The organism is Fictibacillus nanhaiensis, from assembly GCF_036213205.1.
Lineage (GTDB): Bacteria > Bacillota > Bacilli > Bacillales > Fictibacillaceae > Fictibacillus > Fictibacillus nanhaiensis_E.
Genome location: NZ_JARMFC010000006.1, coordinates 14,021 through 28,923, shown reverse-complemented (window position 1 = coordinate 28,923; position 14,903 = coordinate 14,021). Strand labels below are relative to the sequence as shown.

At 38.7% G+C, this 14,903-nt stretch carries 17 protein-coding genes and 1 other annotated feature; all 17 genes read right to left on the bottom strand.

Translation table 11 applies throughout. The annotated features are described in order from the left end of the window. Position 1: 1 nt before the first annotated feature. Entirely contained in the window at positions 2-925 is a 924-nt protein-coding gene (locus tag P4V41_RS06720; protein ID WP_328084078.1) for a cysteine synthase family protein, read from the bottom strand. Positions 926-937: 12 nt separating this feature from the next. After that, positions 938-1,405 (bottom strand): S-ribosylhomocysteine lyase, encoded by a 468-nt coding sequence (locus P4V41_RS06715; RefSeq protein WP_144698899.1) that lies wholly within the window; start codon positions 1,403-1,405, stop codon positions 938-940. After that, positions 1,402-2,106: a 5'-methylthioadenosine/S-adenosylhomocysteine nucleosidase gene (mtnN, locus tag P4V41_RS06710; protein WP_328084077.1), complete on the bottom strand. Its 705-nt coding sequence runs from the start codon at positions 2,104-2,106 to the stop codon at positions 1,402-1,404. The genes P4V41_RS06715 and mtnN overlap by 4 nt, the downstream gene beginning before the upstream one ends. A gap of 15 nt (positions 2,107-2,121) precedes the next feature. Further along, on the bottom strand, positions 2,122-2,760 hold the full coding sequence (locus P4V41_RS06705) for a class I SAM-dependent methyltransferase (protein ID WP_328084076.1): 639 nt from the start codon (positions 2,758-2,760) through the stop codon (positions 2,122-2,124). A gap of 354 nt (positions 2,761-3,114) precedes the next feature. Then, positions 3,115-3,750, bottom strand: coding sequence for a YrrS family protein (locus tag P4V41_RS06700; RefSeq protein WP_328084075.1), 636 nt, complete (start codon positions 3,748-3,750; stop codon positions 3,115-3,117). 93 nt (positions 3,751-3,843) lie between these two features. After that, the gene (locus P4V41_RS06695; protein WP_328084073.1) at positions 3,844-5,592 is read right to left on the bottom strand and encodes a peptidoglycan D,D-transpeptidase FtsI family protein; all 1,749 of its coding nucleotides are present in this window, start codon (positions 5,590-5,592) and stop codon (positions 3,844-3,846) included. 105 nt (positions 5,593-5,697) lie between these two features. After that, entirely contained in the window at positions 5,698-6,174 is a 477-nt protein-coding gene (gene greA, locus P4V41_RS06690) for a transcription elongation factor GreA (RefSeq protein ID WP_328084072.1), read from the bottom strand. A 148-nt stretch (positions 6,175-6,322) separates the two neighbouring features. After that, entirely contained in the window at positions 6,323-6,964 is a 642-nt protein-coding gene (gene udk / locus P4V41_RS06685) for a uridine kinase (RefSeq protein ID WP_328084071.1), read from the bottom strand. Positions 6,965-6,994: 30 nt separating this feature from the next. Further along, positions 6,995-7,639, bottom strand: coding sequence for an O-methyltransferase (locus P4V41_RS06680; RefSeq protein WP_328084070.1), 645 nt, complete (start codon positions 7,637-7,639; stop codon positions 6,995-6,997). A 169-nt stretch (positions 7,640-7,808) separates the two neighbouring features. Continuing rightward, positions 7,809-8,945, bottom strand: coding sequence for an endolytic transglycosylase MltG (gene mltG, locus P4V41_RS06675; RefSeq protein WP_328084067.1), 1,137 nt, complete (start codon positions 8,943-8,945; stop codon positions 7,809-7,811). A 118-nt stretch (positions 8,946-9,063) separates the two neighbouring features. Further along, on the bottom strand, positions 9,064-9,363 hold the full coding sequence (locus P4V41_RS06670) for a DUF1292 domain-containing protein (protein WP_328084065.1): 300 nt from the start codon (positions 9,361-9,363) through the stop codon (positions 9,064-9,066). A 23-nt stretch (positions 9,364-9,386) separates the two neighbouring features. Continuing rightward, entirely contained in the window at positions 9,387-9,806 is a 420-nt protein-coding gene (gene ruvX, locus P4V41_RS06665; protein WP_328084063.1) for a Holliday junction resolvase RuvX, read from the bottom strand. 1 nt (position 9,807) lies between these two features. Further along, positions 9,808-10,083 (bottom strand): IreB family regulatory phosphoprotein, encoded by a 276-nt coding sequence (locus tag P4V41_RS06660; RefSeq protein WP_144698881.1) that lies wholly within the window; start codon positions 10,081-10,083, stop codon positions 9,808-9,810. Between the two features lie 78 nt (positions 10,084-10,161). After that, positions 10,162-12,798: an alanine--tRNA ligase gene (gene alaS, locus P4V41_RS06655; RefSeq protein ID WP_328084062.1), complete on the bottom strand. Its 2,637-nt coding sequence runs from the start codon at positions 12,796-12,798 to the stop codon at positions 10,162-10,164. A 283-nt stretch (positions 12,799-13,081) separates the two neighbouring features. Further along, positions 13,082-13,303: a binding site (T-box leader), on the bottom strand. 39 nt (positions 13,304-13,342) lie between these two features. Further along, positions 13,343-14,413, bottom strand: coding sequence for an AI-2E family transporter (locus P4V41_RS06650; RefSeq protein ID WP_328084061.1), 1,071 nt, complete (start codon positions 14,411-14,413; stop codon positions 13,343-13,345). Between the two features lie 56 nt (positions 14,414-14,469). Further along, positions 14,470-14,649 (bottom strand): DUF3918 domain-containing protein, encoded by a 180-nt coding sequence (locus P4V41_RS06645; protein WP_328084060.1) that lies wholly within the window; start codon positions 14,647-14,649, stop codon positions 14,470-14,472. A 34-nt stretch (positions 14,650-14,683) separates the two neighbouring features. Next, a complete protein-coding gene (locus P4V41_RS06640) occupies positions 14,684-14,881 on the bottom strand; it encodes a hypothetical protein (RefSeq protein WP_066240196.1) in 198 nt (65 codons plus the stop codon). Positions 14,882-14,903: the final 22 nt, after the last annotated feature.

Below are 14,903 nucleotides of genomic sequence, written 5' to 3'. Positions count from 1 at the left end.
ATCAGATGCCTCCTTCATAAATTTTCTTGCTTAAATAGCGCTCTGAGCTGTCAGCAAATATCGTGACAATATTTTGTCCCGGTTGTGCTGCTTGAGCTTCAATGAGAGCTGCGTGCAACGCTGCTCCTGAAGAACTTCCGACAAGAAGACCTTCTTTTTTGGCTAGTTCTGCGACTCTTTGGAATGCATCAACATCTGTTACCGTATGGATGCTGTTGAAATAGGATGAATCCATATAACCTGGCAAAAATTCCATACCGATACCTTCTGTTTTATGAGGTCCAGATTCACCACCATTAAGAATAGAGCCTTCAGGTTCAACAATAACAGTCTTCACGCTTTCGTTCTTTTCTTTTAAGTAGCGAGCTGTACCCATGAACGTACCACCTGTACCCGCTCCGGCTACAAAAACATCTACATGACCATCAAGAGCATCCCAGATTTCTGGACCTAATGTTTTATAGTATGTGTTTGGATTATCCGGATTAGAAAATTGAGAAGGAGAAAAAGAATTCGGAATCTCATTCAGCAATTCCTTCGTTCTTTTGATCGCTCCTTTCATTCCTTCTGCGGTAGGGGTATGAACGATGGTCGCACCCAATGCTTTCATAAGCTCTTGCTTTTCTATACTAAATTTTTCTGGAATAACAAAAGTTACGTTGATTCCCTTATTGATTGCAGCAAGGGCAAGACCGATCCCTGTGTTCCCTGCTGTAGGTTCGATGATCGTTCCACCTTGCACAAGATTACCTTTGGAAAGGGCTGCATCTAGCAGTTCCATACCAAGGCGATCTTTCACACTTCCTCCAGGATTCATGAATTCTAATTTTGCAAATAAACGAACACCTTCTGGCAGTGGAAACTGAGTAATCTCCATAAGAGGTGTATTACCAATCATCTCATGCACGTTTTTAAAGTATTTCATTGTAATCGTCCTCTATTCTCCGAAAACAATATGCCACTCGTCTTTTTTAGCAAGCATCTTGCGCGCGATCTCTTTCGCACCTTCAAGACTGTGGTTAGCTGCCCAACCACACTGAACTTCATTACATGCAGGTACTTCAGTCGCTTCTAATACATCGTTCAACGTCTTTTCTAGAACATCTAAAATCTCGTCATAATTATCATGGTTGATCACAGATAGATAAAAACCAGTCTGACAACCCATGGGACTAATATCTACTACAGTGGAATGGTGATTACGAATGTTTTCTGCCATCAAATGTTCAATAGAATGAAGTCCTTCCATCGGCATATGATCTTTGTTCGGCTGACAAAAGCGGATGTCATACTTATGGATAATATCTCCGTTGGCACCTGTTGTTGTACCTGCTAAACGGATATAAGGCGCGACTACTTTTGTATGATCAAGGTTAAAGCTTTCTACATTCATTTTCTTTGTCATAATGATTTCAGCTCCTCTACGATTTTTTGTACTAATTCTGCTGAATTTTTAGATGCTGTTTGTAAAAATTGGTCATAAGAAACACGTGCATCTTTTCCTGCAATATCTGATAAAGAACGGATAATCACAAAAGGAACTTTAAATTGATAACACGTTTGAGCGATAGCTGCCGCTTCCATCTCAGCTGCATATAGAGTTGGAAACTTGGCTTTGATATCTTCTACCCTAGCATGGTCACTCATAAACGAATCTCCTGAAGCGATCAAACCTTTTGCAACTTGGATGTTTTCCACTCTCGCTCCAGCTCTCTCAGCTGCATTCACGAGTTTTTCGTCAGGAAGATAGTTTGGCGGCATCTGTGGTACTTGACCGTGCTCATAACCAAAGATCGTTGCATCTACATCATGATGACGTACATCAGTTGAGATGACAACATCCCCTACGTTTAGATCTGAATGAAAACCTCCAGCAGATCCCGTGTTCAAGATTACATCTGGTTCATAAAGTTGAATCAATAACGTCGTCCCGATCGCTGCGTTCACTTTTCCGATTCCTGATTTTAATAACACGATTTCTTGACCGTTTAGTGAACCTTTGTAAAACTCACAACCTGCAAGTTTTTTTTCTTCAAGGCCTTCTAATTGCTCTCTCAATAGAACAACTTCTTCTTCCATTGCACCGATAATTCCAATTCGCTTCATAATATTCTCCAATGTCTATTTTTTTACCGCTTCCATCAGCCAGACATACTCATTAAGTTTTTTGAACGAGACCTCAAAATCATGTTTCTTAAATAGATCTTCTAGTACTCCAAGCGTTGTATAATACTCAGTCTGCAAATCTTTTAACAAGTTAAGAAAACCTTGAGCTCTTACTTTTTCATGACGCTCTTTTTTATCATCTTCGTGAAGATAAGCGGTATCTGCAAACACAATTTTACCATTCTTTTTAAGGAGCTGGCTATACTGTCCGATTGCAAGATCCTTTTCTTCGTCTGTTAGGTGGTGGAACGCATAAGTGCTTACTATCGTATCAATCCCATGATCGAGCTTTGGAAAAGATAAAAAGTCACCATCGTAAAGTGTTAGATCCGGATGACGGTCAGAAGCTTTTTCGCGCATCCCTTTTGAGGGCTCAATACCGATCACTTGTTTACCGCTTCTAAGTAGCTTCTCGCTTAAGTTACCCGTTCCAACTCCGAACTCCAAGACAACACTTCCTGAACGCTGAACAACTGCTTCTAATATTTCATCATATTTATGAAAAACTTCCTTATATTCCTGATCATTTCCTGACACTGTTTCGTCATAAGAGGAAGACCACTCATCAAACAGATCAATAAATTCTCGTCCCATTTTTCACACTCACCTTTTAATTTATATAATTCCTATCAATATACTATGAATTAAAATCTTACAGGTTCCAAATTATCATAATTACTAAAAATTTTCAAATGAAATATCTTTTTCTATTGGCAAATAATAGAGAAAGGTACCGTTGTTTAACAACAGAGCGATCAGTCAGTAATAGAAGTTTAATTTATCTTCAATCTTCGTTAACGTTTTACTTCTTTTGATATATAGATTATTGTTCCTAAACTTTTTCGTACCTTATCTTTGCAGATTCTGCTCGTCAAACATTTATGTATAGATTGTTTTTAAACATAAAAAAAACAACCTGCTACTAAGAACAAGTTGTTTTTTCTCGCGTTATTGAACTGGTGTTACACTCGTTGGCTGCCATCCTTTTTCAGGAATCCATTGAAGCATAACATCATATTTTTTACCGTCAGCTTTAGACTGTACAGTTCCTTTTGAAAGATCGGGACCTCCACCATTTCCTAACCAAAAAATGGTCATCTGATCTTGGGGAATGCTGGTCGCATAAGAAAGAGCTTGGACCATCTCGTTCCAGTCTTGTGAACCATCGTCATACGTCTTCGTGTGAGGTTCTGTTTGCGAAGTTCCGATTGGTTGCCATGGACCTTCAGGACCTCCACCTTCAGGCGTTTCTGATTCTGTCTTTTCTTCTTCTGTTGCTTCTTCATCTGCTACGTCTTTATCTTCAGCTGATTCTTCATTATCCTGAGACTCAGAATTTTCATCATCAGGTTTTTTCTTTGAATCACCCGTTTCCATCTCAATTGAACTGTTATTGGATTCGTTACTTTCTGTTGTTTCTTCAGAATTAGCTTTGTTCGTTGAAGCTGTTTCGTTTTCATCGCCTGAGAAAAGATTAAATGCAACAACAACAATCAGCAAAACAACTAACCCGATTGCTATGTTTAAAAAACGATTTTGTTTTCGTTTTTCTAGTCTTGATTCATAACGCTGGTTTCGTTTCATAATATCCTCCTCAGTAAAATACTTTTTTTATTTTAACACGAGGAGGAGGTGTAGGAACACTATTTCCTATGACTCTTTTTAAGATTATCTCATTCATTGATTTGTTTTTTCCGTTATTTCAGTTGCGATATCCCTAAAAACAGGAATCGTGCGATTAACGGTATCGTGTTTTAAATCTACGATTACAAGAGCAAAACGAGGTTGATCGGCTGGAAAGTAACCTGCAAACCATTTATTGTTATACCTTTTATCATCTCCTTTTTGTGCGGTTCCAGATTTACCTGCAACTTGAAAAGGCAATGCCTGTAAAGCGTGAGCTGTACCTTTTTCGTTTTTAACTACGTTTAAAAGAAGAGATTGAAGTCTCATGATCGTATAAGGAGATAACTTTTCTGCTTCTTTCTTGTGATCTTTAAACTTGATCAGTTCGGTACCATTAGCAAAATTCACACTTTTAGCTGCCTTTACTTCATAACTGACCCCGCCTCTAGCAATCGTAGCCATCATATTTGCCACAGCAAGCGGTGTAATCTTAACATCCAGCTGACCAATCGCAGTTTGTGATACCGCCAAATTACTTTCGTAGTCTGACACTTTCTTTTTCGAGTTGTAGATCTGACCAGCTTCTTCTTTATAGAAATGAGAGAATGTTTCTAAATGATAGACTTTTCCTTGCCACCCATTTCGCGTAAGTAGACCTAACTTTTCTGCATATTTTTTCATATAGACTGGATCTGTCTTTTGTAATTCATTTGCTAGATCCCCAAACGTTTTATTGCAGCTCTGGGTAAAGCTGTCTTCAATATTTAACATCCCTAACTGCCTCTCATCTTTCTTACCGTAAATGTTTAGGTTACAATCGTACATTTTACCGTTCTGCAACTTATTTTCTTCAATAGCAGCTGCTGCTGTAACAATTTTAAATACAGAACCAGGAATTTGTTGAGACGTCATATGATCTACATGTTTATAGATGGTCTGACTCGAAAATAAGGGTCTACTTGACATCGCCAACAGTTCATTGGTTTCGATATCAAGTAAAACAGCTCCACCTTCTTCAACACCATGAGCATCAAGTGTTTTTTCTACCGTTTCCTGCATCAATTTATCTAGAGTCGTTTTTACGTGAAGAGGATATAGTGGGTTTGATTGCGAACGGAATTTAACATCGAGGCCGAACAACGGATGTCCCTGACGATCCACATGATAGATATATTCTGTTTCCCCTTCCGAGATTAAAAAAGGATCAAACGTATATTGCATGCCGTTCTTTCCTGTTTTTGTGCTTATCGTAACCGTGCCTTTTTTTAGTTTGTCTTCATACTTTCTTTTGATCAGATCAGGATCTTGCCCAACCGCACCAATGATATGGTTCGCGAACGGAGTTGGATTTCGTTTTGTAACAAGTTGAGCGTAGAGCCCGGGAATCTCTAGTTTATTTATCTCATTCATCTGCTCTATACTTAGTTCTTCTGAAAGAGAGAGTGCAGATGGTTTCTTTAGTTCACTAATTTTTTTGGTAAAGTCACTTTTTGATATTTCCAGTATGTTAGCAATAGAATCAATCGGCCATTTACTTGAATAAAGATTAGGAAAAACAATGATTTGAGCTCTTACATCAGTTGAGAGCAGCTTATCATTTCGATCTAGAAAATAACCTCTCCCATCGTTGATTGTAAAGCGGTGTGTACGCTGATCAACACTTTCTTGTACGAGGTTCACCTTATTCTTGGAAAAGGAAGTAGTAGAGATCAGCTGTATATCAGCTAACCGATAAGTGAGAAAAATGATAAGGAAAAAGAAAAAAAGTGCCACTACCATCGTTCTTTTCTTCGATAACACGTGCTCACCACCTTACTCCTATTCTCACCCACTCGTTTTGATCCTAAACGGCTACAAAAAAGAAGACTTGCAGATTACTGCAAGTCTTCTAGTACGTTGAATCGTTTATTTTACTTCTAGGATAACAACGCTGATCTCTCCACCAGGTGTTTGAACAGAAACTTTATCTCCAGGCTTTTTACCTAGAAGACTTTTAGCCATTGGAGAGTCGTTAGAGATTTTACCTTCGAACGGATCTGCTTCTGCACTACCTACGATGATATATGATTCTTCGTCACCATCTGGAAGCTCTTTAAACTTAACTGTTTTCCCAATGGAAACGTTATCAGATTGGTCTTTATTATCTTCAATAATTACCGAATCACGAATCATTTTTTCTAATTGAACGATACGAGCTTCTACGAAAGCCTGCTCGTCCTTTGCTGCATCATACTCCGAGTTCTCAGAAAGATCTCCAAAACTACGAGCTACTTTAATTCGTTCAACAACTTCTTTTCTTCGTTCAGTTTTTAAGAATTCTAGTTCGTTCTCTAACTTCTCTTTACCTTCTAAGGTCATATAGTGTTTTTTCTCGTCTGCCATTGTTTTCACTCCTTAAATAATCAGTACCCTTGTTACGTTATATGATAATTCGGCTAGGGTATGTATAAAAAATAGGTCATTAGTTGATTGCCAAATGGCTAAAGCTGATATTTGTCCGTGTATACCGAAAAAATGAGGATGATGTTCCTCATTTTTTCAATAATGCTTTGTCTTCCAATATCGTCTTAATCTTTGTTACCATTAAATCGATCGCAACAAGATTCTGGCCGCCTTCTGGAATAATGATATCTGCATATCGTTTCGTTGGCTCTATGAATTGATTATGCATCGGCCGAACCACTGAAGTATACTGATCGATAACAGATTCAAGTGTTCTTCCACGGTCTCGGATATCTCGAACCATTCTTCTAATGATACGTACATCTGCATCCGTGTCTACAAACAGCTTGATGTCCATTAAATCACGTAGTCGTTCATCTTCAAGGATCAAGATACCTTCCAGTATAATGACATCTTTAGCATCAACTGGGATAATTTTATCACTTCTTGTATGTGCTGTATAGTCGTACACTGGTTTTTCAATGGAATCGTACTGTAAGAGTGAAGAAATGTGCTGAATTAACAAATCATTATCGAAAGCAAGAGGATGATCATAATTTGTATCCAATCGTTCTTCCATAGACTTTTCTGACTGATCTCTGTAATACGCATCTTGCTCTATGATTAAGATGGATTGGTTAGCAAACTGCCTATAAATTTCTTTTGCTACCGTTGTCTTACCGGATCCAGATCCACCTGCAACCCCAATTACTATTGGTTTTTGTGCCATTTTGATTACTCCTCCAAACTGCATGTCCCATTAAGAATTTCTAATACTCACCATCATTCCATCTCCAACCGGCAAGATTGAAGACTGATAGTCAGGATGCTGCATCATGTATTCGTTAAAACTTCTAATTTTTTTTACTAGAGAACGAAGTCTTCTACTCTCTAAGCCGCTTTCATCAGCGACATACCCTCTAAAGAGAACATTATCTGTGACGATGATGCCATCAGGTGACAGCATGGAAGAATAATGATCAAAAAAGTTTTGATATTGTCCTTTTGCTGCATCTATAAAAATAAAGTCATATGGGGCATAGTTTTCTACTTGGCTCTGCAATTCATTCGCATCTCCAAATAACAAAGTAATTCTGCTCTCTAGATGAAACGATCTAACATTATCTTTTGCTATATTGTACCGTTCTTCATCTCTTTCAATACTAATAATTTCAGCATTCTCACAGGCAAGAGCCATTCGGATAGCGGAATACCCAATCGCTGTTCCTACTTCTAATATACGATTCGGTTTTTTCAATCTAACATAGGACAAAAGTGTCTCCATACCTGTTAGATCCATAATCGGCACATTATGCTCTTTCGCGTATTGCTCCATTTTTAGTACTTGTTCAGAGCGCGTTGGAATAATTTTTTCGATATATTGGTTCAATTCTTTTGAGACCAAAGTAACACGCCTCCTTCACACTAACCGGTATATTGTAACATAATCTTTATTTGAAGGCGAGAGTCCTATTTCTTTATGGCTGTTTTCTATGTATTCACAGATTGTTACCTATTCAATTGATCGTACAGCATAAAAAAAGAGAATACCTCTAGTATCCTCATAAAAATACTTACTTATTGTCTTTTTCTTGCCAAACCTTCCATTCGTCTCTGTATTTTTTATATACAGCATTATGTTCGCTTAATGTTTTTGTGTAGATGACTTCGCCGTTTGGTCTGGCATAAAAGAACAGCTCCTCCATCTTAACTGGTTGCAGTGCAGCTTCGATCGCTTTTTCACCTGGTGAAGTGATTGGTCCAATCGGAATTCCTTTATAAAGGTACGTATTGTACTTTGAATCATACTTTAAATGTTCATATAAGACTTGCACATCGAAATTCTTTCTAGCGTATTTAACCGTTGGATCAGAGTCTAGCTTCATATCTTTACTTAAGCGATTATAAAAAACACCTGCAATTTTTTTCCGATCTTCTTCACGCTGAGATTCTTCTTCTATAAGAGATGACAAAGTTATAATTTGAAAGAGGGTATAACCGCTATTCCGTATATCTTTTTCGTGTTTAGCTAAAACAACAGAAGATTGTTCGACCATTTTATCAATCACATCTGTTAACTCCGGCTTTTTCACATCAAATTCATAAGTGGCAGGAAACAAAAATCCTTCTAGAGGGTAATAAAGTCCATCCTTCATCAAATCATCAGGTAAGATCGGATACTTTTCTTGAAGCTGTTTCAAATAAGATTTATCAGTCATTTTTTTGATAACATCCGCTTCACTATAACCCGTTTTCTGACTGATTAATTTTGCGATCTGTGGGACATTATACCCTTCAGGAATCGTTAATGTTAGAGCTGGCTTCTTAAACATCTTTCCGTCTTTAAGTGCTGAAATTATCTCAGTTAGGTTCATGGAAGGAGTCAATTCGTAAATGCCCGCTTGAAAGTTGCCTTCTCCTTTAACTCTTGTGTAGAGTCTGAAGAAATCACCATTGTTGATCAACCCTTTATTCTCAAGCTCTTGTCCTATTTTTGATGTGGAAGAACCAATTGGAATTTCCACCGTAATTTTTTCGTTATTAGCTGAGTCTATAGGTCCGATATTTTTATTGTAATAATAATACCCACCAATCGCGGCGGCAACGATTAGAGCAAGAATTAGAAACAAAATAGATAGAACTATCGTTTTGGTACGTTTTTTACTTTTATTTTCATTTATGTAATTCCCAGATGACTGGAGATTCAACATGATATTCCCCCTTCCCACCTGTTTAATTATACGTTTACTAGCAGAAATTGTCGAGATTGGCCGTAAAATGGAATAAAAAAAGAAGCTGGTCAGAATACCAACTTCCTTTTCGTTTTATTTATTGTTCTGTTTCAAACTCGTCATCTTGAAATGTGTTTAACATTTCTTCAATCATGTCCCATTCTTCATCTGTCTCGAGTGGGAAAAGAGCAAGATCGTCTTCTTCTCCATTTTCTTCATAACGGAAAGGGAAAACTTCTACTTCATCTGTATCATCATCTTCTGAATCAGCTACAGGAATAGTTACCATGTATGATTTTCCAGTTTGGTCAACATCAAATTTGAATAAAACTTCAAATAGGTTTTCGTCACCATTCTCGTCTGGAATAACAATGCGTTCGCGTTCTTCTTTTGCCATAATTGGCTCACCTCTACTTTTTATTATTGTTGGCTGTCCAAATAACCTTGCAGAATAATCGACGCTGCTAGCTTATCGATCACCTGTTTTCGCTTCTTACGGCTCACGTCAGCTGAAATCAACGTCCTTTCAGCTGCCATGGTGGTCAGCCTCTCATCCCATAGGATAACCGAAAGACCTGTCAGACTTTCAATATCACTTGCAAAGTTTTGACAAGCTTCTCCGCTGGGACCGATCGTACCATTCATGTTCTTTGGAAGACCTACTACGATTTTACTAATATCATGCAACTGAATCAGCTCTTGAATCCTTGCATAGTCTTCTTCTGGCTTGTTAGGACGGCGTCGGATCGTTTCGACTCCTTGTGCTGTCCATCCCAATGCATCTGAGACGGCAACACCTATTGTCTTCGTTCCAACATCCAGTCCGAGTGTTTTTGTCAAATTAACGACTTCCTTCTTTTTGAGTGGATAGATATGATTTTACAAGCTCCTCAATAAGCTCATCTCGCTCCAATTTTCTAATCATGCTTCTCGCATCATTGTGACGAGGAATATAAGCCGGATCCCCTGAAAGCAAATAACCTACAATCTGATTGATAGGATTGTATCCTTTATCCTGTAGGGCATCATAAACAGAAAACAGGACAGTTTCTACATTCGTCTTATAAGCATCTTCTTCGTTGAAGTTAAACTTCATCGTTTTGTCCATTGAACTCACTGGCGAACACCTCTTTCTGAAGATCTCCCTTATGGGACAAATTAGTTCTTGTCTCTATTGTACATGAAAGATGAAAGCTTAGGAAACGGTTTTGATCAATTCAACTGCAGAATCTATTCCTTCTTGCAGCTTTTCGGGATCTTTACCTCCAGCTTGGGCCATATCAGGACGGCCACCACCGCCTCCGCCGCAACGGACAGCCACTTCTTTTACTAGGTTACCCGCATGATAACCTTTTGTCACTAAATCTTTTGTTACTCCAGCGACAATATTTACTTTTCCACCGTTTTCCGCACCAAGAATCACAACTCCACTTTGAAGTTTATTCTTTAAATCATCTACGACCGAACGCAAACCGTTCATATCCATCCCGTTTACTTTTTTCGCGATAACAGAAACTCCGTTGATCGTTTGAACTTCATCAACAAGACTCCCTGCTTCCATGTTTCCGATCTTAGCTGCAAGAGATTCTTTTTCTTTTTGCAACTCACGAATTTGTTCGTTTAGTGCGTCTATACGCTGTGGCACGTCCTTAAGATTTGTTTTCAACTTAGCTGCCGTGTCTTTTAATAGCTGGACGTGGCCGTTCATCAGGCGGTACGCGTTTTCACCTGTTACAGCTTCAATACGACGTGTTCCTGCACCGATACCAGATTCTGAAACGATCTTAAACAAACCGATCTCGGAAGTGTTATTTACATGACACCCACCGCAAAGCTCAAGACTATAGTCTCCTACTTTTACAACGCGTACCGTTTCACCGTATTTCTCACCGAACAGTGCCATTGCTCCCATCGCTTTTGCTTCGTTAATGTTCTTAACCATCTTTTCGACAGGAATGTTGCCCCATACTTTTTCGTTAACGATCTCTTCGATCTTCTCAAGCTCTTCTGAAGAGATGCTTCCGAAATGAGTGAAGTCAAAACGCAAACGACCTTCTTGTACAAGAGAACCTGCTTGATTTACGTGCGTTCCAAGCACATCTTTTAAAGCTTGGTGAAGAAGGTGAGTAGCTGTATGATTCTTCACTACTTTCGCACGAATCTCAGGGTCAACCTCAACAGAAACATCAATATTGTTCTCGAGAACCCCTTTTTCAACAAGAACGGTATGAAGGTTTTGACCGTTAGGTGCTTTTTGAACATCTTTTACTCTAAGTAAAAGCTCTTTACCTTTTATCGTTCCTTGGTCAGCGATCTGACCACCGCTCTCAGCGTAAAATGGTGTTACATCTAGGATGACTTGTGCTTCTTCTCCTGAAGCGACCATCGCCACTCGTTCACCGTTTTGTAGTACTTCTAAAATTTTCGCTTCTCCAGTTAAGCTTTCATAACCTCTAAATTCACTCTTTACGGTTATATCAGAAAGAACTCCACCTTGAACTTGCATGCTGTCTACATCTTGTCTTGCTGCACGTGCACGTTCACGTTGAGCTTTCATCTCGTTTTCAAAGCCTTCTAAATCTACATCCATTCCGTTTTCAGCCGCATACTCTTGTGTAAGCTCGAATGGGAATCCAAATGTATCGTAAAGCTTGAACGCGTCTTTTCCAGAGATGACGTTTCTTCCTTCTTCTTTTTCTTTTGCCATAACATCTTCTAAGATAGCAAGACCTTCGTTGATCGTTTCATGGAAACGCTCTTCTTCCGTCTTGATGACTTTTTGGATGAAAGGAACTTTTTCTTTTACTTCTGGGTAAAAGTCTACCATGATGTCTGCAACAGTTGGTACTAGTTCATACATGAACGGTTTGTTGATATTGATTTTTTTTGCAAAACGAATCGCTCTTCTAATCAATCGTCGAAGGATATATCCTCTTCCCTCATTTGATGGTAGAGCACTATCACCAATCGCAAAACTTACTGTACGTACATGGTCAGCGATCACTTTAAATGCAGTGTCTGTTTCAGTGCTTAAGCCATAAGACGTGTCAGAAAGCTTTTCTGTTTCTTTGATGATCGGCATGAATAAATCTGTTTCAAAGTTCGTCTTCGTATCTTGGATCACACAAACCATTCTCTCAAGTCCCATACCTGTATCGATATTCTTCTTAGGAAGTGGCGTATACGTGCCGTCCGGATTATGGTTGAACTGTGAGAACACCAGGTTCCATACTTCAAGATATCTGTCGTTCTCCCCACCTGGGTAGAGTTCAGGATCAGATAGATCGTTGCCGTAAGATTCACCGCGGTCATAGAAGATCTCTGTGTTAGGTCCGCTCGGCCCTTCACCGATATCCCAGAAGTTTCCTTCTAAACGAATGATACGCTCTTCTGGTAATCCTACTTGTTTCGTCCAAATATCAAATGCTTCATCGTCTTCCGGGTGGATCGTCACAGAAAGTTTTTCCGGATCAAAGCCGATCCATTTTTCACTCGTTAAGAACTCCCATGCCCAAAGGATAGCTTCCACTTTAAAATAATCACCAATCGAAAAGTTTCCTAACATTTCAAAGAACGTATGGTGTCTTGCTGTAACACCAACATTCTCGATATCGTTCGTACGAATCGATTTTTGTGCATTTGTGATACGAGGGTTCTCAGGAATCACTCGTCCATCAAAATATTTCTTCAATGTTGCAACACCACTGTTGATCCATAGAAGTGTAGGATCTTCATGCGGAACTAAGGGAGCACTAGGTTCTACACCATGGCCTTTTTCTTGGAAAAAATCAAGGAACATCTGTCTAACTTGAGCTGAAGTCAAATTTTTCATCGTTTTCATTCTCCTTTTTTAGATAAATATAAAGACTGAATTCGTATTCATGTTGCTATGGAAGGTAGTTGATTTCCGCTCCAGGTCGCTCGCTTTCCATGGGGCATGCGGTGAGCCACCTTCCGCTGCAATCAACTTGCATAAGAAGAGAAAAGATACAAAGCAACAATCTTTTAGAAAGAGCCTAGTTAAAAAAATGATTGCTAAGTAGGTACAAAATCAATTCTAAACCTACAAACTTATGTCGAGTGGCAAAATAAAAAACTCCCATCCCTATATAAAATACAGGGACGAGAGTTTGAATTCACGCGGTACCACCCTGGTTATATGCTTATCTTTAAGCATATCACCTTGATTAAAGCCTTAACGCGGCATAACGGCAGATTTTCCTTCTGCACTCCAGAGTAGCTTTCTGCTTCGCTTCTTCCTAAAACATCTTTCAGCCGATGGATGTTTCTCTCTTTTGGAAGGACTGAAACGTACTTTTCTCTTTCAGCGATTTTTGATCTTCTAGCGTAAGTATACGTTTATTCAATCTTACTTGTCAATCGGATACTTGAAGTCGATGTTCCCTGATATGAATGATGATTACCTTAATCACACTGAAAATCGGAACAGCCAGGATCATACCTGGTACACCAGCCAGTTCTCCCCCAAGTAATAATGAAAAAATGATAAACACAGGATGGATGTGCAGATTCTTGCCGACGATAAATGGACCAAGGATGTTTCCTTCAATAAATTGTAAAACAAGCATAATGCCAACAGTGATCCATACCATCTTCCAAGAGATCGTTAATGCAATCAAAATGACGGGAATCGCTCCTAAGATCGGACCAAAGTAAGGGATGATATCTGTTATCGCAATCACCAGTCCTAAAAGAATCGGATACGGCATTCCCACTATCCACAAAGCAATCATTGCTGCAGCTCCTAGTATAGCACCTACAAATAATTGTCCTCGAATATAGCCTCCAAGCGATTGATCAATATCTTTTATTAAGTGTTTTCCTTCATAACGATATTTTCTTGGTGTCATGTACCAAAGAGCTTTTTTCAGCTTTTCAAAATCGTTTAAAAAATAAAACACTAAAAAAGGTACAACGATGATAACAAAGAAATAGTCTACAATTTTTCTTAATGAAAAAATGGCATTAGTCAACACATCCTGCGCGTTATTTTCCATTTTAACGATATAATTTTCTATTTTAGAATGAACCGAATACGGAAGTGCTGATGTTCCACGATCCACTTTGTACAATAGTTCCTTATAATCCTCAGCAAGTACAGGTACGTTAACTAACAGCTGCTTCATCTGTACGACGAAATAAGGAAACCCTTTTACTGCCGCAAATCCTAGACCACCAAAGAAAAGGATGTATATACTTAAGATCGCAACGAAACGTGGTAATCCTTTTTCATGGACGTATTCCACGACAGGATGGAGTAGATATGTAATGAGAGCAGCAAGAAAAAAGGGCAGAAAGATTCCTTTGATTGCACTCCATAATGGCTCATAAAGAGGGTAAAGTTTCATTAAGAGAAACAAACATAAAAACAATAATAAAGAAAGGGCAAGCCTATAAACCCACTTCATTCGAATGTCTTTTGTCATCTCTTCACCCTTTTCTTAAAAAACCCCGTCTTTATATGCGACGGGGTATGCTTTCTTTAATAAATGGCTCTTGCGACTTTTTTACGGATTTTCTTAACACGTCGTGATGTCCAAAGATCACTTATATCTGAAAGGTTATAGTTCATCTTAGACATTCTTGACATCCTCTTATTTCTCATCGCATATGTTGCCGCTCCAATACCAAGTGCGAAAAGAGAACTCATCGTCCTGCTCATGCTAGATCACCTCGACATCAGAAATTGTTTTCTTTTATGATGTGCTTTCTCTATAAGTCAGATCTTGATCTTCAAATAAATCATCGAGTGATGTTAGAGAGCCGTCTTCTTCCACCTGATGAAGGGACAGTCTTCCTTTAACAATGGAAAGCTCTATAAAACAGTTCCAGCAATAGTACTGGTTCACACCGATTTTCCCAATATCTTTTCTACTGCAGTTCGGACATTCCACTTGCTCTCTCTCCTTTAAATTT